The sequence below is a fragment of the Mycolicibacterium pallens genome, from assembly GCF_019456675.1.
Taxonomy (GTDB): domain Bacteria; phylum Actinomycetota; class Actinomycetes; order Mycobacteriales; family Mycobacteriaceae; genus Mycobacterium; species Mycobacterium crocinum.
In genome coordinates this window covers 4,660,884-4,686,381 of record NZ_CP080333.1, presented here as the reverse complement: position 1 = coordinate 4,686,381, position 25,498 = coordinate 4,660,884, and the positions used below count along the sequence as shown (strand labels likewise).

The following is a 25,498-nucleotide window of genomic DNA, read 5'->3' as shown; positions in this document are numbered from 1 at the left end:
CGCGTTGCCCGCTAGCCTGGTCAGTTGTGCTGGACCCTTCACTCGACCTACGCGCTGACCCGATCGCGCTGACCGCCGCGCTCGTCGACATCCCGAGCGTGTCGCGCGACGAGGCAAGGATCGCCGACGCGGTGGAGTCGGCGCTGCGGGAACAGACAAGCGGCTACGAGGTCATCCGCAGCGGCAACGCGGTGCTGGCCCGGACGAACTTCGGGCTGCCGTCGCGTGTGGTGCTGGCCGGCCACCTCGACACCGTCCCGATCGCCGACAACGTGCCGTCCCGATTCGACAGCGACCACCTCTTCGGCTGCGGCACATCGGACATGAAATCCGGTGACGCGGTGTTCCTGCACCTGGCCGCCACCATCGCCGAGCCGTCCCACGACATCACGCTGATCATGTACGACTGCGAAGAGATCGAAGCCTCCGCCAACGGCCTGGGCCGCATCGAGCGCGAGCTTCCGGATTGGCTGCAGGCCGACGTCGCGATCCTGGGCGAACCGTCCGGCGGGTACATCGAGGCCGGCTGCCAGGGCACGCTGCGGGTGGTCATCTCCGCCGACGGCGTTCGTGCGCACTCGGCGCGATCCTGGTTGGGCGACAACGCCATTCACAAACTCGGTGCGGTCCTCGACCGGCTCTCGGCCTACGACGCGCGGATCGTCGACATCGACGGCTGCACCTACCGCGAAGGTCTGTCGGCGGTGAAGATCTCCGGCGGCGTGGCGGGCAACGTCATCCCCGACACCGCCGAGGCGACCGTCAACTTCCGGTTCGCGCCCGACCGCTCTCCGGAACAGGCGCTGGCCCACGTGCGCGAGGTGTTCGACGGACTCGACGTGCGCCTGGAACAGACCGATGTGGCCGCCGGCGCGCTGCCCGGGCTGAGTCACCCCGCCGCGGCCGCTCTGGTAGCGGCCGCCGACGGGATGGTGCGCGCCAAGTACGGCTGGACCGACGTCGCGCGGTTCGCCGCGCTGGGCATTCCCGCGGTGAACTACGGCCCCGGCGACCCGAACCTCGCGCACAAGCGCGACGAACGGGTGGCGCTCGCGCAGATCACTGCCGTCACCGAGACCTTGCGGCGCTACCTCACCGGGTGAACGCGCAGTCCACCGTCTCGCCCAGCTTCGCGATCGCACCGGCAGCCTGCGGATCGCCGAGTCGGGCCGCCTCGTTCCACGCCCACACTGCAACCCCCAGCTGACCGCTGCGCTCGGCGCCGCGGGCGGCTTCGCGAGCGGCGTCAATCGCGGCGTGGGTGCCTTCCCCCACTGTGGCCAGCCGCCACGCCCGCGCCACCCCGAGTTCGGGGGCGAACAACGCCGACTTGGTGCCGTGCCGGGCGTCGGCGCGGCTCAACGCCTTGGCCGACTCGGCGATCTCACCCTGCTGGGCCAGCGCGGTGGTCAGATACATCAGCGACAGCGGACCCCACGAATAGCCGGTCCGCTCCAGCGTCGCCGCGGCCGGTCGTAGTAGCTGCGCTGCCGCCGCCGGATCCTTTTGCGCTATCAGGACCTGCGCCAACAGCACCTCACCGATCGCGCGGCCCGGCTGGGCCAGCTCGGCGAAGTCGGTGAACGCACCCGCGGCCTCCAGCGCGGCGTCGGGCTGCCCGGTCATCAACAGCGTCGTCGTCTGCGCCAAGCCGACGGTGAACCGCAACAGCCCGGGATGCTCGGCGTCCAGCGCCCGCTGCACCAGTGCGTCCACCTGATCGAACCGGCCCATCCGCGCCGAGCACAGCGCCGACGCGCTGGCCGCCCACGCCACCGCCATGTCCTCGGCTTCCGGATCGGCCAGTACCCCGGCCGCTATTTCGAGGGCACGGGCCACGTTGCCGGCGTTCATCGCGAACGTCGCGCTCAAAGCATCCAGGGTCAGCCGCGCTGCCGTCGTGCTGATGCGTTTGCGGGTGTTCTGCAGGAACGCGGTCGCACGCTCGGGTTCGGACAGCATCCAGAACTGATTCGCCGCCCGCGGCAGCGCCCACGCCATCACCTCGTCCTCCGACAACGCGGCCGCATCCACCTCGGCCAGCACCGAATCCGCCTCCCGGCCGCGGCCCTGCCAGGCCAGCGCGTAGCTCAGCGCCAGCCGGGCGTCGAAGCGTTCACTGCGCTGCAGCGCCGCACCGGCGAGGCGTTCACTCAAAGTCAGATCGCCGAGTCGCAGCGCCTGCTGGGCCGCGGCCACCACATCGTCGACGGACTCGGGGGAGTCGCTGTCGAGGGCCAGTACCGCGCGGCCCAACCGGTCGCCGAGGTGGCGATGCGGCTGGGTGGTGAGCTGGGCCAGGATTTCGGTGCGCAACCGCCTGGTGTCGGCTGGGTCGGTATCGTGGGCCACGCGCTCGGCGAACAGCGGATGCCCGGCGTACACCGCGGAGTCGAATACCGCTGCGGCCCCGGCATTTTCAGCCTGATCGACCGCTTCGTCGGAGGCCAGTGCGATCAGGTCATCGCGAGAGAGCGGCTCGTGCACGGCCAGGTAGCCGAGCACCGTGCGCGCCGCCGGCGACACCTCCGCGAGGTACGCGTCGACCAGTGGCTCCAGCGACGTGGCCGCCGACCGGGTCTGCAGGTGCAATCGCAACTCCAGTGGATTTCCACCGGTGCGGCGGTACTCGTCATCCAGAGATTCGCCCAATTCGGCTAGCACAGAACGGGTTTCGTCCTCGTCGAGCGGGCCGACGTCGAGCTTGGCCAGCAGACCGTCCTCCCAGAGCGCGGTCACCGCCGACGGCAACGTCGCCCCCGCCCGCACCGTCACGATCAGCCGCGCCGAACCGTGGCGTGCCAGTTGGTAGACCAGACTCGCCGACAGCGGGTCGAGCAGTTGGGCGTCGTCGACGAGGATCAGCGTGCTGCGCGCTTGGGCCAGTAACGATTCCAGCGCCGAGTGGATCAGCGCCGCCGGTTTGCCCACCTCGTGGACCTCGACCAGCGGGCCGAACGCCCCGAACGGCACGGCCGCCTGCGTCGCGGTCGCTTTCACCCGAACCGGGCTCTTCTCGCCGAGACGCTCGGCGATCTGATCGGCCAGCGTCGTCTTGCCGGTCCCGTCGGCGCCCACCAGGGCCAGGCCGCGATGGTTTTCGAGTAGCTCGAGCGCATGGTCACAGGACTGGCGCGGCACGACGGGCCACCGATTGGGCATAGCCGGACTTTATTTGCCGGGCCGCACCGGCACGGCAATAGCCGTAAATCGGCTGCGTTAGGTTTGCCGGTGTGGAACCCGAGAACCGCGACGACGAGTGGGCGGTGTGCGTCTACTGCGCATCCGGACCACGGCACCCCGAACTGCTCGACCTCGCCCGCCGGGTCGGGGAGGCGATCGCCGATCGCGGCTGGACGCTGGTCTCCGGCGGCGGCAACGTCTCGGCGATGGGATCGGTGGCCGAGGGCGCGCGGTCGCACGGCGGGCGGACGGTCGGGGTCATCCCCAAGGCGCTGGTGCACCGCGAGCTGGCCGACGTCGACGCCGACGAGCTGATCGTCACCGACACCATGCGGCAGCGCAAACAAGTCATGGAAGACCGCAGCGACGCCTTCGTGGCATTACCCGGTGGGATCGGCACGCTGGAGGAACTTTTCGAAACGTGGACAGCTGGGTACCTGGGTATGCATGCAAAGCCGGTGGTGCTGCTCGATCCCGCCGGCCACTATGACGGCCTGCGCACCTGGCTGGAGTCTCTGGTCGAGACCGGCTTCGTCGCGCGGGCCGCATTGGACCGGCTGGTGGTCGTCGACGATGTCGAAGCGGCTCTCGACGCCTGCACGCCCGGGACGTGACCAGGGTTACGCTGACCCGCGGGACGGGCGAGATACGGGAGGTGGCAGCGATGGCCGGTAACGATTCCGGTGAATCCGGTTCGAAGGACTCGGCGAAGCACTCGGTCGGGTTACTCGACTTGGCCACCCGGCTGCCGTCGGTGGTGATGGATGCCCCGGTGATCCTGCGCGGTGCGCTGACCGGTCTGCTGGCGCTGCCGACGACGAAGACCTCGATCGGCAAGGTGTTCCAGGAGCGCGCCGCGAAGTACGGCGACAAGGTGTTCATCCGGATGGGCGACGACAAGCTCACCTACCGCGAAGCCAACGAGGCGGCGAACCGCTTCGCGGCGGTGTTGGCCGACAAGGGAGTTGGCCGCGGCGATGTCGTCGGCATCATGCTGCGCAACTCGCCCAACGCCGTGCTGATGATGCTCGCCGCGGTCAAATGCGGTGCGGTGGCCGGCATGCTGAACTATCACCAGCGCGGAGATGTGTTGTCGCACAGCATCGGTCTGCTCGACGCCACCGTCGTCATCGCGGAGTCCGATCTGATCGACCCGATCAAGGAGAGCGGCGCAGAGGTCGCCGATCTGATGACGATCGAGGACTTCGAGGAGCAGGCGAAGGGCAAGCCGACCGACAACCCGGCGTCGGCATCGCAGGTTCAAGCCAAGGACACCGCGTTCTACATCTTCACCTCGGGCACCACCGGGCACCCGAAAGCCAGTGTGATGACCCATCATCGGTGGCTGCGCGCACTGGCCGCGTTCGGCGGACTGGGTCTGCGGCTCAACAGCAACGACACCCTGTACTGCCCGCTGCCGCTCTACCACAACAACGCGCTCACGGTCGCGGTGTCGTCGGTGATCAACGCGGGCGGCACCCTGGCTCTGGGCAAGTCGTTCTCGGCATCGCGGTTCTGGGATGACGTCATTCAGATGGAAGCCACCGCGTTCATCTACATCGGCGAGGTCTGCCGGTATCTGCTCAACCAGCCGCCCAAGGACACCGATCGCGCCCACAAGATCCGGGTCATCGCCGGCAACGGTCTGCGCCCGGAGATCTGGGAGGAGTTCACCAAGCGGTTCAACATCGGCCGGGTCGCCGAGTTCTACGCCGCCAGCGAAGGCAACACCGCGTTCATCAACATCTTCAACATCCCCAAGACCACCGGCATCAGCCCGACGCCGCTGGCCTACGTGGAGTACGACGCCGAGACCGGTGAGCCGGCGCGCGACGAGAACGGCCGTGTTCGCAAGGTGCCACCCGGCCAGCCCGGGCTGCTGATCAGCCCAGTGAACAAGCTTTCGCCCTTCGACGGCTACACCGATAAGGAAGCCAGCGAGAAGAAGTTGGTGCGCAACGCTTTCAAAGAGGGCGACGTGTGGTTCAACACCGGCGACGTGATGAGCCCGCAGGGCATGCGGCACGCCGCCTTCGCCGACCGGCTCGGCGACACCTTCCGGTGGAAGGGCGAGAACGTCGCCACCACCCAGGTCGAAGCGGCGCTGGGCCAGGACAAGAACGTCGAGGAAGCCACTGTGTTCGGCGTCGAGGTGCCCGACACGGGCGGGCGGGCCGGCATGGCGGCGGTCAAGCTGCGCGACGGTGTGGAGTTCGACGGCAAGGCGCTGGCCGAGACCCTCTACAGCAACCTGCCCGGCTACGCCGTGCCGCTGTTCATCCGGATCGTCGAATCGCTGGAGACCACCTCGACGTTCAAGAGCCGCAAGGTCGACCTGCGCAAGCAGGGCTACGGCGCCGACGACGAGAAGGTCGAGGACCCGCTGTACGTGCTGAAGGGCCGCGACGAGGGATACGTCGAGTTCTACGACGACTACCCCAAGGAAGTGGCGTCCGGCTCCCGGCCCAAGGGCTGACCCCGGTTCGCCCAAACCGCCATTTCGCAGAGGAAGTGCGAGTAGACGCCTGCATTTCGTCGATCTCGGCGTTACCAGGCACCATGGTGGGGTGAAGTCGACGTTCTGCGGACGGCCGGTGGCCGGTGATCGCGCGCTGATCATGGCGATCGTCAACCGCACGCCCGACTCGTTCTACGACCGCGGCGCGACCTTCACCGACCAGGCCGCCAAGGATGCTGCCCATCGCGTCGTCGCCGAGGGTGCCGACGTCGTCGACGTCGGGGGGGTGAAGGCAGGCCCCGGAACCACGGTCGACGCCGACGAGGAAACCGCCCGCGTGGTGCCGTTCATCGAATGGCTGCGCAGCGAATACCCCGACCAGCTGATCAGTGTCGACACCTGGCGATCGTCGGTGGCCAAGCAGGCCTGCGCGGCCGGTGCGGACCTGATCAACGACACCTGGGCCGGCGCCGATCCGGCCCTCCCGGAGGTCGCTGCCGAGTTCGGCGCCGGCTTGGTGTGCTCGCACACCGGAGGTGCGACGCCGCGCACCCGCCCGTTTCGGGTCAACTACGGGATCACCGAGACCGGGGTGGTCGACGACGTCATCGCCGAGGTGACCTCCGCCGCCGAACGCGCCGTCGCTCTCGGGGTGGCCAGGGACGCGATCCTCATCGATCCGACCCACGATTTCGGCAAAAATACTCATCACGGTCTTACTTTGTTGCGCCACGTAAAAGATCTTGTTAAGACCGGATGGCCCGTCCTGATGGCACTGAGCAACAAAGATTTTGTCGGGGAGACTTTGGGTGTGGAGCTCACCGAACGCCTCGAGGGCACGCTGGCAGCAACGGCTTTGGCCGCCGCCGACGGCGCCCGGATGTTCCGGGTGCATGAGGTGGGATCCACTCGGCGCGTACTGGAAATGGTCGCGTCGATCCGTGGGGAACGTCCGCCGGCGCGGACGGTGAGGGGCCTGGCATGACCGAACTCTTTGCCAACGACACACTTCCCGGTGACACCTGGCTGTCCGACCACAGCTGGAGCCGGCCGACCTGGACCGTCGACGAACTCGTGGCTGCCAAGCGCGGCCGCACCATCTCCGTCGTCCTGCCTGCGCTGAACGAGGAGGAGACCGTCGGCTCGGTGGTGGAGAGCGTCCGCCCCCTGCTCGGCAGCCTGGTCGACGAGCTGATCGTGCTTGATTCCGGCTCGACCGACGACACCGAGATCGAGGCCATCGCCGCCGGCGCCCGGGTGGTCACCCGCGAGCAGGCGGTGCCCGAGGTCGAGCCGCAACCCGGCAAAGGCGAGGTGCTGTGGCGCTCACTGGCCGCCACGACCGGTGACATCATCGTGTTCGTCGACTCCGACCTGATCGACCCCGACCCGATGTTCGTGCCGCGACTGGTGGGTCCGCTGCTCACCGGCGACGGAATCCACCTGGTCAAGGGCTTCTACCGCCGCCCGCTGAAGGTCGGTAAGGGCGAGGATGCCAACGGCGGCGGCCGGGTCACCGAGCTGGTCGCCCGCCCGCTGCTGGCCGCGCTGCGCCCCGAGCTGGGCTGCGTGCTGCAGCCGCTGGGCGGCGAGTACGCCGGGACCCGGGAGCTGCTGACGTCGGTTCCGTTCGCGCCGGGCTACGGCGTGGAGATCGGCCTGCTGGTCGACACCTACGACAAGCTCGGTCTAGGTGCGATCGCCCAGGTCAACCTGGGTGTGCGCAGCCACCGCAACCGCCCGCTGATCGAGTTGGGTGCGATGAGCCGCCAGGTGATCGCCACCCTGTTGTCCCGCTGCGGTATCACCGACTCCGGGATCGGGCTGACCCAGTTCCTGCCCGACGGGCTCGACGGCTATCTGCCACGGACCACTTCAGTCTCGCTGGCCGACCGCCCGCCGATGAACACCCTGCGCTGAGTTCGCCCCGCCGCGCCGCCCTTGTCAGCCGGTTAAGGCAATATCGGTGACGTGACGTTGATCCTGCTGTACCTGGTGGTGCTGATCCTGATCGGCATCGTCCTGTTCGGTGTGGCCAGCCTGGTGTTCGGGCGGGGCGAGGACCTGCCGCCGCTGCCGCGGGCGACGACGGCCACCGTGCTGCCCGCCTCCGGGGTCACCGGCGAGGACGTCGAGGCCGTCAAGTTCACCCAGGTGTTGCGCGGTTACAAGACCAGCGAGGTGGACTGGGTGCTCGACCGCCTCGGCGCCGAGCTGGACCAGCTGCGCGGCGAGCTGTCCGCGGTGCGCGCGGCCGCGGGCTTCGACGAGCCGGTGGTCACCCACCACGCCGCCCCCGGCGCCGACGAGGAGCCGGTGTGACCGAGCTGTCCCCCGATGACGGCCGCACTCGGTGCGGCTGGGCTCAGGGCCAGTCCGTGCTGTATCGCGACTACCACGACGACGAGTGGGGCCGGGTGCTGCGTGGGCAGGTGCCGCTGTTCGAGCGGATGAGCCTCGAGGCGTTCCAAAGCGGCCTCTCGTGGCTGATCATCCTGCGGAAACGGGACAACTTCCGCGTCGCGTTCAAGGGGTTCGACATCGAGAAGGTGGCCCGCTTCACCGAGCGCGATATCGCCCGGCTGATGGCCGACGAGGGCATCGTGCGCAACCGCGCCAAGATCGAGGCCACCATCGCCAACGCCCGGGCCGTTGCCGACCTCGACGTCGACTTGTCGGACCTGTTGTGGTCCTACGCCCCGCCGCCGCGCCCACGCCCCAAGTCGCTGGCCGACGTGCCGGCGATCACGCCGGAATCGCAGGCGATGGCCAAGGACCTCAAGAAGCGCGGGTTTCGCTTCGTCGGCCCCACCACGGTCTACGCCCTGATGCAGGCCACCGGGATGGTCGACGATCACCTGGCCTCGTGCTGGGTGCCGCGGGCCACCGCCGCCTGAGGGCCAAATCCGACCCCTCAATCGGGCCTTTCACACCCATGCTCGCCGATAAGGAACAATAGAATCGAAAACAAGCAGTTCAGTGCCGGACGCACCAGCCAAGTGCCCGGCGTTGGACCGGGTCCGTGGACACGGGCCGGCTCGAATCTGGAGGGAGCACTCGATGGCGGCGATGAAGCCCCGGACCGGTGACGGTCCGCTGGAAGCAACCAAGGAGGGGCGCGGCATCGTGATGCGAGTACCGCTGGAAGGCGGTGGACGGCTGGTCGTCGAGTTGACCCCCGACGAGGCGGCCGCCCTCGGTGACGAACTCAAGAACGTCACCAGCTAACTGATCCACCTTCGAAACCCCGCGTCGACCCGCGGGGTTTCTTCTCTGCCGGTCGGCCTACGCCGACACCTTGCGGTAAATCTCCAGCGTCTGCTCGGCGATGTGTGCCCAGGAGAACTCGTCGATACAGCGTTGCCGTCCGGCCGTCCCGAAGCGGCGTGCCTTCTCCGAATCGCCCACCAGTGCATTGACGGCGTCGGCCAGTCCGGTCTCGAATCCCACTGGGTCGCTCGACTCGTAGTGCACCAGAGTGCCCGTCACCCCGTCGTCGACCACCTCGGGTATGCCGCCCACGTCGGAGGCCACCACGGCCGTGCCGCAGGCCATCGCCTCCAGATTCACGATCCCCAGCGGCTCGTACACCGATGGACATACGAAAGCCGTTGCTGCCGAGAGTATTTCGCGGATCTTGCCGATCGGTAGGAACTCCTGCACCCAGAACACGCCGCTGCGCTTGGCGGCCAGCTCCTGCACCGCCGAGCTCACCTCAGCCGCGATCTCCGGGGTGTCGGGGGCGCCCGCGCACAGCACCACCTGAATCTCCGGATCGAACCGGTGTGCCGCGGCGATCAGGTGCGGGACGCCTTTCTGCCGGGTGATCCGGCCGACGAACGCCACCATCGGCCGCGACGGGTCGACGCCGAGTTCGGCGAGCACCGACTCGCCGCGTTCCGGCGGCGCCGGATACCAGACATCGGTGTCGATACCGTTCTTCACCACGTGAACGCGGTTGGGGTCCAACGCCGGATAGACGCTCAACACGTCCTCGCGCATACCGGAGCTGACCGCGATCACCGCGTCGGCCGCTTCGACCGCGGTGCGCTCGACCCACAGCGACACCCGGTAGCCGCCACCGAGCTGTTCGGCCTTCCAGGGCCGCAGCGGTTCGAGGGAGTGCGCGGTGAGCACGTGCGGGACCCCGTACAGCAGCGCCGCGAGGTGACCGGCCATCCCGGTGTACCAGGTGTGCGAATGCACCACTGTCGCCTCGGCGGCCGCGTTGGCCATCACCAGATCCGCCGACAGCGTCGACAGCGCCGGGTTGGCGCCTTTGAGTGCGGGGTCGGGCTGGTGGACGAAGACTCCCGGGCGCGGGGCGCCCATGCAGTGCACGTCGACTTCGCAGAGGCGCCGCAACTGTGCGACGAGTTCTGTCACGTGTACGCCCGCCCCGCCGTAAACCTCGGGTGGATACTCCCGAGTCATCATCGCCACCCGCATACGCCCGACGGTAGTAGCCCGCGCTGCGCGGCGCATCCTCTTTCCCGTCGCTTCGCTCGCCCCAACCTTGCGGGTCAACGTGCTTGCGCGCGACCCCAAGTCGCTTCGGCCGCGACACACCCGAACTGCAATCGAGGTGTTGGTCTAGCCGTCGGTTGCGTGTGCCGATAGGTTTGCAGGATGAGGGAATTGCCACATGTGCTGGGCATCGTCCTGGCCGGCGGAGAGGGCAAACGGCTGTATCCGCTGACCGCAGACCGGGCCAAGCCGGCGGTTCCCTTCGGCGGCGCGTACCGACTCATCGATTTCGTGCTGTCGAATCTGGTCAATGCGCGTTATCTCCGCATCTGCGTGCTCACCCAGTACAAGTCGCATTCACTCGACCGGCACATCTCGCAGAACTGGCGGCTGTCCGGTTTGGCGGGCGAGTACATCACGCCGGTTCCCGCTCAGCAACGGCTCGGCCCGCGCTGGTACACCGGTTCCGCTGATGCGATCTACCAGTCGCTGAACCTCATCTACGACGAGGACCCTGACTACATCGTGGTTTTCGGCGCCGACCACGTGTACCGGATGGACCCGGAGCAGATGGTCAAGTTCCACATCGAGAGCGGCGCCGGTGCCACCGTGGCCGGTATCCGGGTTCCGCGCGCGGAGGCGCACGCCTTCGGCTGCATCGACGCCGACGAGTCCGGGCGCATCCGTGAGTTCGTCGAAAAGCCGGCCAATCCGCCGGGCACGCCCGACGATCCGGAGCAAACCTTCGTGTCGATGGGCAATTACATCTTCACCACCAAGGTGCTCATCGACGCGATCCGAGCCGACGCCGACGACGACAACTCGGACCACGACATGGGCGGCGACATCATTCCGCGGCTGGTCTCCGACGGTATGGCCGCGGTCTACGACTTCAAGAACAACGAAGTTCCCGGCGCCACCGAGCGCGACCACGGCTACTGGCGCGACGTCGGGACGCTCGATGCGTTTTACGACGCCCACATGGATTTGGTGTCAGTTCATCCGGTGTTCAACCTCTACAACAAGCGGTGGCCGATCCGCGGGGAGTCGGAGAACCTGGCACCGGCGAAGTTCGTCAACGGCGGCTCGGCACAGGAGTCGGTGGTCGGCGCAGGCAGCATCATCTCGGCGGCGTCGGTTCGAAATTCGGTGCTGTCGAGCAATGTCGTGATCGAGGACGGTGCGATCGTCGAGGGCAGTGTGCTGATGCCCGGTGTGCGCGTGGGCCGCGGTGCGGTGGTCCGACACGCGATCCTGGACAAGAACGTCGTCGTGGGTCCAGGCGAGATGGTCGGCGTCGACTTGGAGAAAGACCGCGAGCGGTTCGCGCTCAGCGCGGGCGGCGTGGTGGCCGTCGGCAAGGGCGTCTGGATCTAACTCACGTTCTCCGCCGAGCAGACACAAACTTCCCTAATTTCGCGGCACATTCGGTGATTGTGTGTCTGCTCGCGCCTTGCGGCGTCGTCGGCGGCGCCACAGCCGAATCGCCGCCCACGCCAACGCGATCAGCACCAGAAGCACCAGGGCGGGGATCAGGATCGCGATGAACACCAGAGCGACACTGGTGATGTCCTCGACCGTGCTGAGCACCGGCGCCGCCATGCCGGCCGAGGCCACGTTGGCGGCCGGTCGAACCGCCGTCTTCGTCAGATGGACCACCAGGGCGGTGACGACACCGACCGCGATCGGAACCCATTGCCCGGTGCGGGCGAACTCGCCGGGGTCGGTGACGGCGGCGGTCTGCGCCGCGGTGCCCGACCCGAACACGATGCCGCCGGCGGTCGGGCGGATGAACGTCTGCACTGCGTCGTTGACGGAGTCGAGCGCTGGGATCTTGTCGGCGACGATCTCGACCACCAGGAGGATCGCGACAATCGTGATCACCCAGCCGTTTGCCAACCACGACCATCCGTGGGGGAGCGTGACCAGGTCGGTGAACCGGGCGAGCAATCCGATCGCCAGCAGCGGGATGTAGGCGTTGAGGCCCGCGGCGGTGGCCAGGCCGAAGCCGGTCATCAGCTCCATGGGCGCCTCCTCGCTGTGACGGTCTCGCATACAGGATGACGCGCGACCGCCCGGAGCGTCAGGCGTCGGCGAGATCCATCTCCGCTGGGTTGGCGCCGCCGAGGGCCTGGGAGATGAAACTTCGGGTGGTCAGTGGCCCGCCGAACTGTTGCAGCAGACCACCCTGATCGTTGCGACCCAGGTCGATCGCCTCGAACCCGAACGTCGTGATGAGTTCGGCCACGGCGCCGTTGGCGCCCGCGTCGTTGCCGGATAGGAACAGCACGCGGCGCCCGCCGCGGCCGTCACCGGGTTCGCGGGCGAGCACCTTGGCCCAGGTGTGTCCGAACGCCTTGACCACCCTCGCGTTCGTCGCCCACTCCTCAATCAGGTCCGAGGATGCGCGACCGCCCAGGTCTGCCGGTGAAAAAGTGCTGTAGTCAATGGCGTTGGTGGCGTCGATGATGATGCGACCGTTCCAGTCCGGCACCTGTTCGACGAGAGCCTTGACGGCATCGAACGGAACCGCCAGCACGACGATGTCGGCCTGCAGGGCGTCGGACACCTCGGTGGGCACGATGTGTGGCCCGAGCTTGTCGGCCAACGGTGTCACCCCGGCCGGCCCCCGCGACGCGGCCACCCCGACATCGACGCCGATGCGCGCGAAGTGGCCCGCGACGGCGGACCCGATGTTGCCGGAGCCGATGATGGCGTAGGTCATGTCAGCATCCTCATAGTTGTGTAGTGGTCGTTAAAGTTATTTTGTTGCGACGGTAGCAGGAATGGGTGACACGGCGGCGCCTAGGATCGACGCCATGGCTCGGCCGCCGAAGTTTGACCGCGAGGAAGCGTTGCGCAGCGCCATGCACCTGTTCTGGGAGCGGGGATTCGAGGGCACCTCCGTCAACGACCTCACCGAGGCCATGGGAATCTCGGCCCCGAGTCTGTATGCGGCGTTCGGGGACAAGCAGGCCCTCTACGATGCGGCAGTCGATCTGTACGAACTGACCGCCGTGGTGCCGCCCGCACTCGAAGCCCCGACCGCGCGCGAAGTTTTCGAACAGATGCTGGATCGGGCGGTGAAGCTCTACACCCGGCCGAACCATCCACGCGGCTGCTTCGTCATCGCCGACCCGCAGCTACGGCAGCGCAGAGCAGTTGGCCGTGCCGCGATCGCCGATCGTCTTCGCCGTGCTCAACGGGCCGGTGATCTCGCTCGCGAGGTAAACGTCGAGGCGCTGACGGACTACATGGACACGGTATTGCGCGGACTATCCGCGAAGGCACGAGATGGTGCCAGCCGCAAACAATTGCGCGCCGCCGCCGATCTCGCGTTGCAGGCCTGGCCTACGCCGACGAAGGGCCGGGTTCCTTCGTCACCACGGTGAACAGCTGCGCGATACGGTCGTTCTCGACGATCGCGACGTCGAAACCGGAGACCAACGGGTCGGTTCCGTCCGAGCCGGGGGCGAAGACATTCCAACCCAGATACCCCATGTTCGCCACCTGGTGCACCGGGCCGGCCTCGACGAAACTCAAGCCCGCGAGGGGGCCGTCGAGCAGCGCCTGGGCCTTCTCGTGCAACCGGTCCTCACCGACGACGGTCTCCTCGGCATCGGCCCACTGCACGTCCTCGGTGTAGTTGCGCCGCACCACGTCGAGCCTTCGCTGCGCATCCCGCTCGTTGAACACCGCCAGCAGGTTCTCCTGCATCAACCGAGTGATGTTCTGGTTCAACGAGTTTCCTCTCGGATCGGCGGAGAGATCACTCGCTAACTTAAACGGTCGTGCAAGTTAGGTCAAGCGCTCACCAAACCAATGGCACGAGTCGGTAGCGCACCTTGTCCATGTATTGCCGATAGCCGCCCAGTTGCTCACTGAGCATCTTCTCCTCGTCGAAGATCCGCACAATCATCAACAACGTTCCGACGACGACCAGCAGCAGCGCCCAGTACGACCCGAGCGCCAGCGCGATTCCGATCATCAAGATCACGTTGCCGAAGTACATCGGATGGCGCACAACGCCATACAATCCCGTGCTCACCAACGGCTGGCCGTCCTCGACGGTGACGTTGGCCGAGGCATAGTTGTTCTGGACGACCACCCACATCGCCAAGCCCAGGCCGGTCGCCACCAGTACGTCGCCGACGATCGACAGCCAGGCCGGCACGTGCGACCAGCCGAAGCGGTAGTCCAGGGCAGGCACCACCAGTATCGCCGCGAAGGCCGCGAACGTCCCGGCCATGACCACCTTCTGCACGGGTCGGCTCTCGGCCTGGGGACCCGCATGGGTACGCCGTTCGACGGCCTCTGGATATTTCCGGCCCAAGTACAGGGTTGGTACCAGACTCACCACGCTGAACACGGCGAGGAAAGCCCAGCCCCGCCAGTAGTTCAGGGTTCCGGCGGGGACGAATAGCAGCAGCGCGAAGGCGGCGATGCCCAGCACGGACGAGACTGCGATGCGAAGTGACGTGTTCATGGTTCTCCTAGACGACATCACGGCGGCGGTAGATCACCCCGGCGATGAGCGTGATCGCGACCGCGACGACGACCATCACACTCAGCGCCACAACGGAAACCGATGACGGCGCGGTGGTGCGGCCCACCGGGGAGGCCTCGATGAGCCATCGCGGCAATCGCAACAGCGCGCCGAGGTACAACGCGACGATCACGAAGGTCACAGCGAGCCAGCCGATACCGGGTTGGCGCACCGCGACGCCGAGCGCAGCGACACCGGCGATCACCGCCATCGCAGGCACGAATGCCAACGCAGCCAGGGTCAGCCGCACGATCGTGGCGGGCTCGCCCAACGTGAGCCCGGCGCCGAGGCCGTTGCCCAGACCCGCACACACCAGTAGGACAATCGACCCGGTCAGCGCGGCGGCCACCGCCGACAACAGCCACTTCCAGCGCGATACCGAGCCGGCCAGCACCGCCTCACCGATCCCGGACTCCTCGTCCCGGCTGAGCCGGATGACCACGGTGACCACATACGCTGTCGTCGCCGCGGCCAGGAACTGCGTCATCGTGGTGTACACCCCGTCGGTGCCCTGCGCCGAAAGCACCCGTGCGAGAAGCTCATTGTCGCGTGCGGCGTCCAGCAGCGACTTGGTCATCGACCCGAACGCCGCCCCGGCGATCAGCAGACCGATTGCCCAGCCCACCGTCAGACCGCGGTGGATCACCAGCTGGAGCCCGAAGACGCCGCCGACCGGCCGGGCCCGGGTGTGCTCACCGGCGGACGCCAGCACGCCGTCGTCGTACTGGCGGCGGCTCTCCGACACCACCGTGGCTGCGACGAGCGCGACGGCCGACACGGCCAGCAGCCCCAGCGGCCACCAGCGCAGTGCCATGAACGGACGCATCTGCTGCGCCCAGGCGATGGGGGAGAACCAACTCAGTGTGCTGCCGGAGTTGTTGATGACGTCGCCGACTCCGCGCACCAGAACCGCAGCCGCCAGGGCTGCGAGTGCCGCGCCGGTGGCAGTCCTTGCCTGCCGCCACAGCTGAGCAGTCAGTGCCGCGAGTACGCCGAAGACGGTGGCCACAGTCGTGATCCCCACACACATCGCTGCGGTATCGAGCACCGCGAAGCCGGTGGCAGCCATTGCGATCGTCATCGTGACCGCCAGCACCGCGTTCACCAGCACCATGAGAATCAGCGCGGCGGCCGTGCGGGAATACCGACCGACGATCGAGGACAGCACCAATTCGGCTGCGCCGCTTTCCTCCTCGGCGCGAGTGTGCCGGATGACCGTCAGGATGGACATGATCGATGCCGCCACGAGCAGCGTCAACGTCAGCTCATTGGCCATCATGACGCCGAGGTCGGTTTCGTTCCCCCCGAACATGGGGCCGCCCAACATGATTCCGGCAGGAGTCTTCAGCAGGTTCACGCGCGCCTGGCGCTGCGCCGCATCGGGATAGGCGAGCTTTATCGCGTTGGGTGCGTACACCATCATCAGGGTCAGGATCGAGACCCACACCGTCAGCCGGATCCGGTCGCGACGCAGGGCGAAGTGGACCAGCGCGGCGGTGCCGGTCAGCGACGATGGCGCAACCGCGGTCGCGATCATCGGTCCGCCGTCCGATATTCGCGCAGGAATAGGTCTTCCAGCGACGCCGGTGTCACCGTCAGATCGACGAGACCCAGCTGCGTGAGATGTGCCATCGTCGCGTCCAGCATGTCACGACCGACAGTGAACCGGACCTGTCCGTCGTCGATGTTCACGTCGTGCACGCCCGGCCATCGGGTCACCACGGTGGGGTCCCGCCGGGTGCGGGCGGTCACGGTGGTGTGCATCAAATGTTGCAGCTGGGCCAGTGATCCGGACTGCACCGTGCGACCGGAACGAATGATGGTGACTGTGTCACAGACCTTTTCGACCTCGGCCAGCACGTGGCTGGAGAGAAGAACCGCCGCTCCGCGACGGGCCACCTCCTGTACACATTGCTGGAAAACCTTCTCCATCAAGGGGTCCAAGCCCGATGTCGGCTCGTCGAGAATGTAGATGTCGGCGTCGATGGCGAAGGCCGCGACGAGCGCCACCTTCTGGCGATTGCCCTTCGAGTAGGTGCGGGCCTTCTTGTGTGGGTCGAGTTCGAAGCGTTCGATGAGCCAGTCGCGCCGGCGTGGGTCGGCCCCGCCGCGCAGGCCACAGAGGAACTCGATCACTTGGCCGCCGGTCAGATTCGGCCACAGCGTCACATCGCCCGGTACGTAGGCGATCCGGCGGTGCAGTGCGACCGCGTCGCGCCACGGATCACCGTCCAGCAAGCGCACGTGCCCACCGTCGGCGCGCAGCAGGCCCAGCAGGATTCGGATGGTGGTCGACTTGCCCGCACCGTTCGGTCCGAGGAAGCCGGCGACCGAGCCGGGTCGCACGATCAGGTCCATCCCGTCCAGCGCACGGGTCCGGCCGAAAGTCTTGACCAGTCCCTGGATTTCGACCGCGGCGGTGTCAGTGTGGGCTGTCGGTGCCGATGCCGTCGTCATCTTGTTCTCCCTCGGTGTGGGTCACAATTTCGCCGTGGGCGGCGAAGCTGTCGAACATTGTCGAATCGGTGAGCAGGCCTTCGGTGTAGATCTCGAGGGCCGGCAGCATCATCTCGTTGGCGTAGTCGTGCAGAACGGCTCGCAAATCCGTTGGGGTGTCGTGCAATTGGAGGTAGAGCAGGAAGGCGCCGCCGCCTGCCATGCCCAGGTACCTCGCCCGGGCAGCCGGGTCCCGGCTCGGCTTGACCGTGCCGGCCCGCACGCCCTCGTCCAGATAGCCCTCAACGTTGGCGAACATAGTCCGCCACAGGTTCTTGGCCAGTTCTCCGCCGGTCTGCATGCTGCGCACCAGATAGGCCATCATCGGTGCGAACGACTCGATCTCGGCCGCCGCGGCCAGCCAGGTGGCGGGATCGGTGGAGCGGATCGTCTCCGACTTCTCGCTGCGGATCTCTTCGGCGATGTAGTCATCGCACGCCTGACGCAGGCCGTCCTTGGACCCGAAGTGATGGATCACCAAACCGGGGCTGACTCCGGCGGCCTCGGCGATCGCGCGCACCCCGACATCGAACCCGCGCGCACCGAACAACTCGATCGCGGCGTCGCGGATCCGTGCCACGGTCGTCAGGTCCGTTGAACGCATGTTTAGGATGCTAAACACTTGTTCAATCGGCGGTCAAGCATTTCCTGGCGGAGTCTCACGACCTATCTGGCGGGTACGCGAGCCCCCACGTACGAACGGGTTTCCTCAGGCGGCCGTGCGCCAGGCGGGGTCCGCGACAGCGTTGTGCGTAGGGTGAGCCGCACGGTTGAGCAGGATCTCGAACGTCCGGGCGGCGCCGATCGATCCGTACGAGTAGGGCTGGTCGCGGTGCAGCGATCGGCCGGGGATGCCGTCGATCTCGACGCGGACGCGATGTGTGCCCGGGTCGCCGGACGAGCCGGTCTCGGTGACGGTTGCCGCCAGACCGGCCAGAGGGATTCGGACCGCGTTTCGGCGGTCGCCCACGAGAAGCAAACTATCGGTGATGCGCAGGTCGCCCCACGCCGCCAGTACGCCGGCACGACGGTTTTGCCCGCTTTGCGAGAGATCGATAATTACTGCGGCTATTCCGATGAGGGCGAACGGTGCGATCAATACCGCGATCATTACGGGACTTATCCGTGCATCCATGTCTTCCCCCGGAAACACCGTGCGTTGTCTGGCCTTAACAGCCGGACAACTATCTGCAATATTTCTGCCTCACACCAACTTTGGCGTGAGGCTGCCCATGTAAACAACGCGGCAAACGCATATCCACCGACTTGTGTCGACCGGGGTAGCCCTCGATCGCGATGACATCACGATTGCAAATCCTATTAATTCGTGAGGTGGAAAGTCTGCACTTTAAGGCGGTTTGCTGGAATTCAACTTGCCTGACTCGCAGCAACGATTACTCAGCTGAGAGATTGTTCTGAGCAGAGGCGGAACTCATGCGTTGCGAAACCGCGGCACTTGTTGCTGGTGAGGGCGGTGTCCCGTCCTGTTAGCAGCGGGTGGACATCGCACGATGCGCACGGGCGGCACCTGCTGGCAAACTTCTGAACGAAAACCCGGCGTGCAGCTGGTCGGCCCCAGCGGTCAGCGGACCACGCTTACATGCCGAAATCAGTCGCGGGCGGCGACGAGGAGTCCGTCGCCCAGCGGAATCAGCACCGGCGTCAGGCGCTCATCCTCGGCGATCAGGCGCGCGGCTTCGCGCACCGCCGTGACCTCGGCGTCGTTGGCTGCTGGATCCCCGGCGCGGCCGCCGAGGGCGGACCGATGCACGACGATCGCGCCACCGGGTCGCAGCAGGCGGATGCCTTCGACGATGAAATCGGCCTGATCGGACGGTGCGGCGTCAAGAAAGACCAGGTCATAGGACTCGTCGGCGAGCCGGGTGAGGACCTCCTGCGCCCGGCCGGCAATCAGCCGAGTGCGCGACGGGCCGATACCGGCCTCGTTGAACGCCTGCTTGGCGATGCGCTGATGCTCGGGCTCGATGTCGATGGTGGTCAGGACGCCGTCCTCGCGCATGCCGGACAGCAACCACAGTCCGCTCACGCCCGCGCCGGTGCCGACCTCGACGACGGCTTTGCCGCCGGACAGCCGCGCCAGTACGCTGAGCAGCGCTCCAACGGCCGGTGTCACCGCTCCGGCGCCCGCGTCCACGGCTCGCTCCCGGGCAGCCGCGACGATGGCGTCCTCAGAGATCGAACCCTCCGCATGGGCCAGGATCCGGTCGGCGCGACTGGCCTCCGGCTGGCCTGATTGGTCCTCGGTGGTGGCCATTCTCAGCAGCGTAGGCGCACTTGGATCGACGGGTGAGCAGGCGCGCCCGGACACTGCGGGCGCCTGGCCACCGCGTTCGCGGCGTCCGTCTCGGACGTCAAGGGTGACGCGCCGTCCAGCAGTGAAAGAGCTGGACACAAAACGATAACGAAAGTATTTCTTAGTCAAACCTTAGTTAGCTCAAACCGTTCCCCCACGGGTGTGGGGAACGGTAGCGGGCATGGAACACAGCCCCCGCTGGTCGGGGAATATGCCCGACAACGGTCGCGTTGTCAGGCTTGATGCGGTCGATGGCATTCAGCCGTCAACGCAGATCAACCAGGAGGATCCGACGACCACCACATTGATGGCTCCGGCGCATATGTCGCACCCCGAGCAGTATGGGGAAGCCGAGTGGGTTGAGCCGTCCGAGGAACTGCAGGGCACCGCGGTGTTCGACGCCACCGGCGACCGGACGGCGATGCCGTCCTGGGACGAGCTGGTGCGTCAGCACGCCGACCGGGTGTACCGGCTGGCCTATCGCCTGTCGGGCAATCAGCAGGACGCCGAGGACCTCACCCAGGAGACCTTCATCAGGGTGTTCCGCTCTGTGCAGAACTACCAGCCCGGCACGTTCGAGGGCTGGCTGCACCGCATCACCACGAACCTGTTCCTCGACATGGTTCGCCGTCGCGGCCGCATCCGCATGGAAGCGCTGCCCGAGGATTACGACCGTGTGCCGGCCGACGAGCCCAACCCCGAGCAGATCTATCACGATTCGCGGCTGGGTGCCGACCTGCAGGCCGCACTGGATTCGCTGGCGCCGGAGTTCCGCGCCGCGGTCGTCCTATGCGACATCGAAGGTCTGTCCTACGAAGAGATCGGTGCGACGCTCGGCGTCAAGCAGGGCACCGTGCGCAGCCGTATCCACCGTGGTCGGCAGGCGCTGCGCGAGTACCTGGCGGCTCATTCCGGCCAGCGTGGGATGGCGGACTTCACCGCCGAATCGGCGTAGACGAGCGGGTAGCGGCCAAACTGTGGCCGTCATGTCATGTCGTCGCGGGCTGCGCGCGCTACATTCGATCTAGCGGCCCCGCGCCAGCGGTAGAACGGCGTGAGCTGACGCGGCCGACGCGAACCCCGAGAGGAGCGCAGTGATGGTCGACCGTGGACACATGTTCCGGCGAGCATTCTCCTGGTTGCCCTCCCAGTTCGCTTCGCAGAGCGATGCGCCCATCGGGGCGCCACGCCAATTCGGCTCGACCGAGCATCTGTCCATCGAAGCGATCGCTGCTTATGTCGACGGTGAGCTGCGGATGAAGTCGTATCTGCGGGCGGCGCACCATCTGTCGCTGTGCCCCGAGTGCGCGGCCGAGGTCGAGGGCCAAACCCAGGCGCGTACAGCATTGCGGGATTCGCTGCCGATCAATATGCCGAGCAGCCTGTTGGGGGTGTTGTCGCAGATCCCGGAGGCGGTGCCGGACGAACACGAGCAGCCTCCGGGCCGGACGCGCAGCGGCGGCGACATCGGAGGGGGACTCGCCGATCAGTTAGCTGACGGCACGGATCGCAGTCGGCGTAAGCGCCGGTAGGGTGGACGTGAAGTCGAGCAGGCACGTGCTCGGTCCCATAGCGCGCGCTCGCCGCTGAGCGCTTGGATAGAGGTTGAACTTGAGCCCCAATCAGGACAGTTCCGGCAGCCCCCGCCTGGCGCCGCGCCCGGTCTCGCGGCCTGCCGTCGATCCGGCCGCCACCCGCACGTTCGGACGTCCCCAGGGTGTCGAGGGATCATTCGTCGCCGAGGAACTGCGGCCCGCGAAGTTCCGCGGCGAGGTGGAATTCCAGCCCAAGGATCATGTGCCCGACCCGGTGCTGGGGGAGGCGTTCGGCCGCCCCTATCCGGGCGGTGACTCGCTGCAGCGCCATCCCGCCGACGCCGGTGCACTCGACGCCGAGCAGGAGGGCGACGACGAGCCCGACGACCCCTGGCGCGATCCGGGTGCCGCGGCCGGGCTGGGCACGCCTGCGCTGCAGCAGGCCGCTCCCGTCGCCGCGGCCGGACCCACCGGCAAGCTCGGCGTGCGCGAGGTGCTGTTCGGCGGGCGGGTGTCCTATGTCTCGCTGGCCGTGCTGGGCATCATCGCGCTGCTGATCGGTTTTGCCGGCGGCTGGGTGGGCCGCAAGACGGCCGAGGTCGTCGAAGCATTCACCACCTCCAAGGTCTCACTGGCCACCAACAGCACCGGCGAGGTCCCGCCCGGCCGGTTCGCCAAGGTCGCCGCGTCGGTGGCCGACTCCGTCGTCACCATCGAGGCGGTCAGTGACGACGAAGGTGCCCAGGGTTCGGGTGTCGTCGTCGACGGCCGCGGCTACATCGTCACCAACAACCACGTGATCTCCGACGCCGCGAACAACCCGAGCAAGTTCAAGATCTCGGTGGTGTTCAACGACGGCAAGTCGGTGCCGGCCAACCTCGTCGGCCGCGACCCCAAGACCGACCTCGCCGTACTCAAGGTGGACAACGTCGACAACCTGACGGTGGCCCGGTTCGGCGACTCCGACAAGGTTCACGTCGGTGACGAAGTGATCGCCGCCGGCGCCCCGCTGGGTCTGCGCAGCACCGTCACCCACGGCATCATCAGCGCGTTGCACCGGCCCATCCCGCTCTCGGGTGAGGGTTCGGACACCGACACCGTCATCGACGCCATCCAGACCGACGCATCGATCAACCACGGCAACTCCGGTGGCCCGCTGATCAACATGAACTCCGAGGTCATCGGCATCAACACGGCCGGAAAGTCGTTGTCGGACAGTGCAAGTGGCCTCGGCTTCGCGATCCCGGTCAATGAGGTCAAGGAGACCGTCGAGGCGCTGATCAAGAACGGCAAGGTCTCGCATCCGACGCTCGGACTCTCGGCACGCTCGGTCAGCAACGACCTTGCGCAGGGCGCCCAGGTGGCCAACGTGAAGGCCGGCAGCCCCGCCGAGAAGGCCGGGATCCTCGAGAACGACATCGTGGTCAAGGTCGGCAATCGCACGGTGGCCGACGCCGACGAATTCGCGGTGGCGATCCGTCAGCTCAAGATCGGTCAGGACGCCCCCATCGAGGTCATCCGCGACGGCCGCAAGGTCACGCTGACGGTGAACCCCGCGCCGGACAACTGACGCGATGTTCGCCAACGTCGGTTGGGGCGAGATGCTCGTGCTGGTCGTCATCGGGCTGGTGGTTCTCGGCCCGGAACGGCTGCCGGGTGCCATCCGGTGGACGTCGAATTCGTTGCGGCAGGCCCGTGATTACATCAGCGGCGCGACCAGTCAGCTGCGTGAGGATCTCGGGCCGGAGTTCGAGGATCTGCGTCAACCGCTGAGCGAGCTGCAGAAGCTGCGCGGTATGACGCCGCGGGCCGCGCTGACGAAACACCTTCTGGACGGCGATGATTCGTGGATCGGCGAGGCCTTCTCCGCACCCGAGAAGCCGCACAGCGCGCCGCCGCCGCAGGCGGTGGTGCCCAAGCCGGAGCCGTTGCCGCCCGGCACGCCGGCGCCGTTCGACGCCGACGCGACCTAGCGACTCATCGACTGAGCGTCTGCGCTCGACATGCACGCTGATTCGCGGACGTCACCACTCACTCAACGCGACCTACAGGTGACGCGTGGTGTCCAAGCCCAGCGACATCCCGGCCAGCCCGCGGCGTCGCGCGGCCAGCTTGTCGGCGATCCCGCGCAATTCCTTACCGGCCGCCGAGTCGGGCGCTGAAAGCACAAGCGGCACACCGGAATCACCGGCCGCCACGAGTGCGGGATCCAGCGGCACCTGACCGAGCAGCGGCACGTCGGCGCCGACGGAGCGGGTGAGGCTTTCGGCGACTTGGCGGCCGCCGCCTTCACCGAAGATCTGCATCGTCGTGCCGTCGGGCATCAGCAGCCCGGACATGTTCTCCACCACGCCGACGATCCGCTGCCGCGTCTGCAAGGCGATCGCACCCGCGCGCTCGGCCACCTCGGCGGCGGCCAGCTGCGGGGTCGTCACGACCAGGATTTCGGCGCCCGGAATCAGCTGCGCCACCGAGATCGCGACGTCGCCCGTGCCCGGCGGCAGGTCCAGCAGCAGCACGTCGAGATCGCCCCAGTACACGTCGGCCAGGAACTGCTGCAGCGCACGGTGCAGCATCGGCCCGCGCCACACGACGGGGGCGTTGCCCTGAGTGAATTGGGCGATCGAGATGACCTTCACGTCGTGGGCGATCGGCGGCAGAATCATCGACTCGACCTGGGTGGGCCGTTCGTCGGTGCCCATCATTCGCGGCACCGAGTGGCCGTAGATGTCGGCGTCGAGCACACCGACGGACAGACCGCGGGCTGCCAGCGCCGCGGCCAGGTTGACCGTCACGCTGGACTTGCCGACGCCGCCCTTGCCGGAGGCGACGGCGTAGACCCGGGTCAACGAGCCCGGCTGGGCGAAGGGGATCACCGGTTCGGCAGCGTCACCGCGCAGCTGCTTACGCAGTTCGGTGCGCTGCTCGTCGTTCATCACATCGAGGGCGACGGTCACTGCCGCGGTGCCCGGCACGTCGGCGACGGCCTGGGTCACCCGCTCGGTGATCTCGGTCTTCTTCGGGCAGGCGGAGGTGGTGAGGTAAACCTCGACGTGCACGGCGCCGTCGTCGGCGACCGAGATGCTCTTCACCATGTTGAGCTCGGTGATCGGCTTGCGCAGCTCAGGGTCGATGACTTTGCCCAGCGCGATGCGCACCTGGGTCTGCAGTTCGTTCTTGGACATCAGCGCCGAGTCTAGGCGGCGCGGCGGACCTAGCTGGCCGGGCCCGGCAGCGCGCCGTGCACGGCGGGCAGGGGTGCCACCGGCACCTCGGCAACCGGCACCTCGGCGACGGGCTCGGGCGCGGGCGCGGGCGGCGGGGGCGGTGCCATCCACGGCGGCTGCCACGCCGGCGGGGCAGCCGGAACCGCCTGAGGCGCAGCCGTCACCGGCAGGGGGGCCTGCGAGCCCAGGCAGATCACCTGGCACGGCGCCGACGGCAACGCAGTGGCCGGGCCGGGAAGCGGGCCGAGGGCCAGCGAGCCGGCGGTCTCGGTGTTGGCGATGTTGAGCTGCGCCAGCGGGTCGGTCGGCGGAAGCCCGATCGCGTTGAGCGGCAGGCCCGGACCCAAGCCTTCCGGGTTCTCCAGGTGGGCGTCGCCGAGGGCAGGCGCCGGCCCGACGATCGGTGGCAGGTTGATCGGCTCGACGCCGGTGGCGTAGGCGGCGGCCCAGCCCAGCACGTTCTGGGCGTAGGCCATCGAGTTGTTGTACCGCAGGATCGCCGTCAGCACCTGCGACTGGTCACGCAGATTCAGTCCACCGCTGCACAGGTAGCGCGCGGCGCCCAACGCCGCGTCGTAGACGTTCTGCGGGTCGGCCTTGCCGTCCCCGTCGCCGTCGGCGGCGTAGCGCGACCAGGTGCCGGGCAGGAACTGCATGGGGCCCATCGCGCGCGCATACACCGGGCGGCCGGCCTGGACGGTCTGCACGATGACCTCATTGCCGGACAGGGTGCCGTCCAGTGTGGGGCCGTAGATCGGGCTGATCGCCGTGCCGCGAGCATCGGTGGCGCCGCCGTTGGCATGCATGGATTCGATGCGTCCGATGCCGGCCAGCAGGTTCCAGCTCAGCCCGCAGCCCGGTGCGGCCACGGCCATCTTCTGCTCGGCATTGCGGTAGGCGGCCAGCGGTACCGAGGGGATGCGCATGGAACCCATCGACCTGACGACCATCGCCGGCGGCGGAGCCGACGGGGTGGCCGCGGCGAAGTGAAAGCTGGTGGGCTTCTTGGTCAAAGCGACGACCGTGGCGCCCGAGGTGTCGACTTGCGGGGACACGGCGGCCAGTGGCATGACCTCTTTGCCGATGACCGGCGCGTGCGGAAGGTCGGGGGACGCGCTCACCGCTCCGGCCAGCACGACCGGGGTGAGCACAGCAATTCCGAACGCAGGTTTCCGCACCATCCGGCTGACGCGGTTTCCTATGCCCACTCGCCCGTCCTCAGAAGATGCCTGCCTGTGTGAACCAAGTCACCATACATACATCCGTGACCTC

Annotated in this window: 27 protein-coding genes; 14 read left to right on the top strand and 13 right to left on the bottom strand. The window is 67.4% G+C overall.

The window, feature by feature from the left end; translation table 11 throughout:
• The first annotated feature begins 29 nt into the window (after positions 1-29).
• Positions 30-1,103: a succinyl-diaminopimelate desuccinylase gene (gene dapE / locus K0O64_RS22760; RefSeq protein ID WP_220046525.1), complete on the top strand. Its 1,074-nt coding sequence runs from the start codon at positions 30-32 to the stop codon at positions 1,101-1,103.
• Here dapE and K0O64_RS22755 read toward each other — a convergent pair.
• Positions 1,093-3,162 (bottom strand): AAA family ATPase, encoded by a 2,070-nt coding sequence (locus K0O64_RS22755; protein WP_220045764.1) that lies wholly within the window; start codon positions 3,160-3,162, stop codon positions 1,093-1,095. The two genes, dapE and K0O64_RS22755, sit on opposite strands and share 11 nt — an antisense overlap.
• A 71-nt stretch (positions 3,163-3,233) precedes the next feature.
• Between K0O64_RS22755 and log the strand changes: the two genes are divergently transcribed.
• From log to K0O64_RS22720, 7 genes are all read left to right on the top strand, one after another.
• The gene (log, locus tag K0O64_RS22750) at positions 3,234-3,797 is read left to right on the top strand and encodes a cytokinin riboside 5'-monophosphate phosphoribohydrolase (protein ID WP_071949538.1); all 564 of its coding nucleotides are present in this window, start codon (positions 3,234-3,236) and stop codon (positions 3,795-3,797) included.
• 50 nt (positions 3,798-3,847) lie between these two features.
• Positions 3,848-5,659, top strand: coding sequence for a long-chain-acyl-CoA synthetase FadD6 (gene fadD6 / locus K0O64_RS22745; protein ID WP_096312979.1), 1,812 nt, complete (start codon positions 3,848-3,850; stop codon positions 5,657-5,659).
• 142 nt (positions 5,660-5,801) lie between these two features.
• Positions 5,802-6,626, top strand: a complete 825-nt coding sequence (gene folP / locus K0O64_RS22740; protein WP_225933777.1) for a dihydropteroate synthase — start codon at positions 5,802-5,804, stop codon at positions 6,624-6,626.
• Entirely contained in the window at positions 6,623-7,561 is a 939-nt protein-coding gene (locus tag K0O64_RS22735) for a glucosyl-3-phosphoglycerate synthase (RefSeq protein ID WP_071949541.1), read from the top strand. Before folP ends, K0O64_RS22735 begins: the two co-directional genes overlap by 4 nt.
• A gap of 51 nt (positions 7,562-7,612) precedes the next feature.
• Entirely contained in the window at positions 7,613-7,963 is a 351-nt protein-coding gene (locus K0O64_RS22730; RefSeq protein WP_096312119.1) for a DivIVA domain-containing protein, read from the top strand.
• 5 nt (positions 7,964-7,968) lie between these two features.
• The gene (locus K0O64_RS22725) at positions 7,969-8,538 is read left to right on the top strand and encodes a DNA-3-methyladenine glycosylase I (RefSeq protein ID WP_096312978.1); all 570 of its coding nucleotides are present in this window, start codon (positions 7,969-7,971) and stop codon (positions 8,536-8,538) included.
• A 163-nt stretch (positions 8,539-8,701) separates the two neighbouring features.
• Positions 8,702-8,869, top strand: coding sequence for a DUF3117 domain-containing protein (locus tag K0O64_RS22720; protein WP_005059648.1), 168 nt, complete (start codon positions 8,702-8,704; stop codon positions 8,867-8,869).
• 57 nt (positions 8,870-8,926) lie between these two features.
• Here K0O64_RS22720 and glgA read toward each other — a convergent pair whose 3' ends face one another.
• On the bottom strand, positions 8,927-10,090 hold the full coding sequence (glgA, locus tag K0O64_RS22715; protein WP_164520123.1) for a glycogen synthase: 1,164 nt from the start codon (positions 10,088-10,090) through the stop codon (positions 8,927-8,929).
• 180 nt (positions 10,091-10,270) lie between these two features.
• Between glgA and glgC the strand changes: the two genes are divergently transcribed.
• Positions 10,271-11,485 carry a glucose-1-phosphate adenylyltransferase gene (gene glgC / locus K0O64_RS22710; RefSeq protein WP_071949545.1) on the top strand — a complete coding sequence of 405 codons (1,215 nt, stop codon included), beginning with the start codon at positions 10,271-10,273 and terminating at the stop codon, positions 11,483-11,485.
• Between the two features lie 33 nt (positions 11,486-11,518).
• Here glgC and K0O64_RS22705 read toward each other — a convergent pair whose 3' ends face one another.
• Together K0O64_RS22705 and K0O64_RS22700 are read right to left on the bottom strand one after the other, a co-directional pair.
• Entirely contained in the window at positions 11,519-12,133 is a 615-nt protein-coding gene (locus K0O64_RS22705) for a DUF4126 domain-containing protein (RefSeq protein WP_071949546.1), read from the bottom strand.
• 58 nt (positions 12,134-12,191) lie between these two features.
• Positions 12,192-12,833 carry an NADPH-dependent F420 reductase gene (locus K0O64_RS22700; RefSeq protein ID WP_096312118.1) on the bottom strand — a complete coding sequence of 214 codons (642 nt, stop codon included), beginning with the start codon at positions 12,831-12,833 and terminating at the stop codon, positions 12,192-12,194.
• A 94-nt stretch (positions 12,834-12,927) separates the two neighbouring features.
• Between K0O64_RS22700 and K0O64_RS22695 the strand changes: the two genes are divergently transcribed.
• Complete coding sequence (locus K0O64_RS22695; protein ID WP_083542870.1) at positions 12,928-13,500, top strand: TetR/AcrR family transcriptional regulator; 573 nt, start codon at positions 12,928-12,930, stop codon at positions 13,498-13,500.
• Here K0O64_RS22695 and K0O64_RS22690 read toward each other — a convergent pair.
• The 7 genes from K0O64_RS22690 to K0O64_RS22660 form a co-directional block, all read right to left on the bottom strand.
• Positions 13,460-13,849 (bottom strand): nuclear transport factor 2 family protein, encoded by a 390-nt coding sequence (locus K0O64_RS22690; RefSeq protein ID WP_225933516.1) that lies wholly within the window; start codon positions 13,847-13,849, stop codon positions 13,460-13,462. The genes K0O64_RS22695 and K0O64_RS22690 overlap by 41 nt on opposite strands.
• Before the next feature lie 70 nt (positions 13,850-13,919).
• Positions 13,920-14,594 (bottom strand): methyltransferase family protein, encoded by a 675-nt coding sequence (locus tag K0O64_RS22685; protein ID WP_071949550.1) that lies wholly within the window; start codon positions 14,592-14,594, stop codon positions 13,920-13,922.
• A gap of 7 nt (positions 14,595-14,601) precedes the next feature.
• Positions 14,602-16,191: an ABC transporter permease gene (locus K0O64_RS22680; RefSeq protein WP_071949551.1), complete on the bottom strand. Its 1,590-nt coding sequence runs from the start codon at positions 16,189-16,191 to the stop codon at positions 14,602-14,604.
• The gene (locus tag K0O64_RS22675) at positions 16,188-17,111 is read right to left on the bottom strand and encodes an ABC transporter ATP-binding protein (RefSeq protein ID WP_071949552.1); all 924 of its coding nucleotides are present in this window, start codon (positions 17,109-17,111) and stop codon (positions 16,188-16,190) included. The genes K0O64_RS22680 and K0O64_RS22675 overlap by 4 nt, the downstream gene beginning before the upstream one ends.
• Positions 17,077-17,754: a TetR/AcrR family transcriptional regulator gene (locus K0O64_RS22670; protein WP_071949553.1), complete on the bottom strand. Its 678-nt coding sequence runs from the start codon at positions 17,752-17,754 to the stop codon at positions 17,077-17,079. The genes K0O64_RS22675 and K0O64_RS22670 overlap by 35 nt, the downstream gene beginning before the upstream one ends.
• A gap of 105 nt (positions 17,755-17,859) precedes the next feature.
• Positions 17,860-18,120, bottom strand: coding sequence for a hypothetical protein (locus K0O64_RS22665; protein WP_125477486.1), 261 nt, complete (start codon positions 18,118-18,120; stop codon positions 17,860-17,862).
• Positions 18,121-18,759: 639 nt separating this feature from the next.
• Complete coding sequence (locus K0O64_RS22660) at positions 18,760-19,425, bottom strand: O-methyltransferase (RefSeq protein ID WP_071949555.1); 666 nt, start codon at positions 19,423-19,425, stop codon at positions 18,760-18,762.
• A gap of 220 nt (positions 19,426-19,645) precedes the next feature.
• Here K0O64_RS22660 and sigE point away from each other — a divergent pair, with 220 nt between their 5' ends.
• From sigE to tatB, 4 genes are all read left to right on the top strand, one after another.
• Positions 19,646-20,419 (top strand): RNA polymerase sigma factor SigE, encoded by a 774-nt coding sequence (gene sigE / locus K0O64_RS22655; protein WP_071949556.1) that lies wholly within the window; start codon positions 19,646-19,648, stop codon positions 20,417-20,419.
• 142 nt (positions 20,420-20,561) lie between these two features.
• Complete coding sequence (rseA, locus tag K0O64_RS22650; RefSeq protein ID WP_071949557.1) at positions 20,562-20,996, top strand: anti-sigma E factor RseA; 435 nt, start codon at positions 20,562-20,564, stop codon at positions 20,994-20,996.
• 79 nt (positions 20,997-21,075) lie between these two features.
• Positions 21,076-22,569, top strand: a complete 1,494-nt coding sequence (gene htrA / locus K0O64_RS22645; RefSeq protein ID WP_071949558.1) for a serine protease HtrA — start codon at positions 21,076-21,078, stop codon at positions 22,567-22,569.
• Positions 22,570-22,573: 4 nt separating this feature from the next.
• Positions 22,574-22,972: a Sec-independent protein translocase protein TatB gene (tatB, locus tag K0O64_RS22640; RefSeq protein ID WP_071949559.1), complete on the top strand. Its 399-nt coding sequence runs from the start codon at positions 22,574-22,576 to the stop codon at positions 22,970-22,972.
• Between the two features lie 72 nt (positions 22,973-23,044).
• Here the strand turns inward: tatB and K0O64_RS22635 are convergent, their stop codons facing one another.
• Positions 23,045-24,184: an Mrp/NBP35 family ATP-binding protein gene (locus K0O64_RS22635; protein ID WP_096312116.1), complete on the bottom strand. Its 1,140-nt coding sequence runs from the start codon at positions 24,182-24,184 to the stop codon at positions 23,045-23,047.
• 29 nt (positions 24,185-24,213) lie between these two features.
• Positions 24,214-25,407: a lytic transglycosylase domain-containing protein gene (locus tag K0O64_RS22630; RefSeq protein ID WP_096312115.1), complete on the bottom strand. Its 1,194-nt coding sequence runs from the start codon at positions 25,405-25,407 to the stop codon at positions 24,214-24,216.
• Positions 25,408-25,498 lie beyond the last annotated feature (91 nt).

Excerpts from the sequence above, each read along its gene's own strand:
- K0O64_RS22755 (WP_220045764.1), bottom strand. The coding sequence starts at position 3,162 with ATGCCCAATCGGTGGCCCGTCGTGCCGCGCCAGTCCTGTGACCATGCG.
- fadD6 (WP_096312979.1), top strand. The coding sequence starts at position 3,848 with ATGGCCGGTAACGATTCCGGTGAATCCGGTTCGAAGGACTCGGCGAAG.
- folP (WP_225933777.1), top strand. The coding sequence starts at position 5,802 with ATGGCGATCGTCAACCGCACGCCCGACTCGTTCTACGACCGCGGCGCG.
- K0O64_RS22735 (WP_071949541.1), top strand. The coding sequence starts at position 6,623 with ATGACCGAACTCTTTGCCAACGACACACTTCCCGGTGACACCTGGCTG.
- K0O64_RS22720 (WP_005059648.1), top strand. The coding sequence starts at position 8,702 with ATGGCGGCGATGAAGCCCCGGACCGGTGACGGTCCGCTGGAAGCAACC.
- glgA (WP_164520123.1), bottom strand. The coding sequence starts at position 10,090 with ATGCGGGTGGCGATGATGACTCGGGAGTATCCACCCGAGGTTTACGGC.
- glgC (WP_071949545.1), top strand. The coding sequence starts at position 10,271 with ATGAGGGAATTGCCACATGTGCTGGGCATCGTCCTGGCCGGCGGAGAG.
- K0O64_RS22705 (WP_071949546.1), bottom strand. The coding sequence starts at position 12,133 with ATGGAGCTGATGACCGGCTTCGGCCTGGCCACCGCCGCGGGCCTCAAC.
- K0O64_RS22700 (WP_096312118.1), bottom strand. The coding sequence starts at position 12,833 with ATGACCTACGCCATCATCGGCTCCGGCAACATCGGGTCCGCCGTCGCG.
- K0O64_RS22695 (WP_083542870.1), top strand. The coding sequence starts at position 12,928 with ATGGCTCGGCCGCCGAAGTTTGACCGCGAGGAAGCGTTGCGCAGCGCC.
- K0O64_RS22685 (WP_071949550.1), bottom strand. The coding sequence starts at position 14,594 with ATGAACACGTCACTTCGCATCGCAGTCTCGTCCGTGCTGGGCATCGCC.
- K0O64_RS22680 (WP_071949551.1), bottom strand. The coding sequence starts at position 16,191 with ATGATCGCGACCGCGGTTGCGCCATCGTCGCTGACCGGCACCGCCGCG.
- K0O64_RS22675 (WP_071949552.1), bottom strand. The coding sequence starts at position 17,111 with ATGACGACGGCATCGGCACCGACAGCCCACACTGACACCGCCGCGGTC.
- K0O64_RS22670 (WP_071949553.1), bottom strand. The coding sequence starts at position 17,754 with ATGCGTTCAACGGACCTGACGACCGTGGCACGGATCCGCGACGCCGCG.
- K0O64_RS22660 (WP_071949555.1), bottom strand. The coding sequence starts at position 19,425 with ATGGCCACCACCGAGGACCAATCAGGCCAGCCGGAGGCCAGTCGCGCC.
- sigE (WP_071949556.1), top strand. The coding sequence starts at position 19,646 with ATGGAACACAGCCCCCGCTGGTCGGGGAATATGCCCGACAACGGTCGC.
- rseA (WP_071949557.1), top strand. The coding sequence starts at position 20,562 with ATGGTCGACCGTGGACACATGTTCCGGCGAGCATTCTCCTGGTTGCCC.
- tatB (WP_071949559.1), top strand. The coding sequence starts at position 22,574 with ATGTTCGCCAACGTCGGTTGGGGCGAGATGCTCGTGCTGGTCGTCATC.
- K0O64_RS22635 (WP_096312116.1), bottom strand. The coding sequence starts at position 24,184 with ATGTCCAAGAACGAACTGCAGACCCAGGTGCGCATCGCGCTGGGCAAA.
- K0O64_RS22630 (WP_096312115.1), bottom strand. The coding sequence starts at position 25,407 with ATGGTGCGGAAACCTGCGTTCGGAATTGCTGTGCTCACCCCGGTCGTG.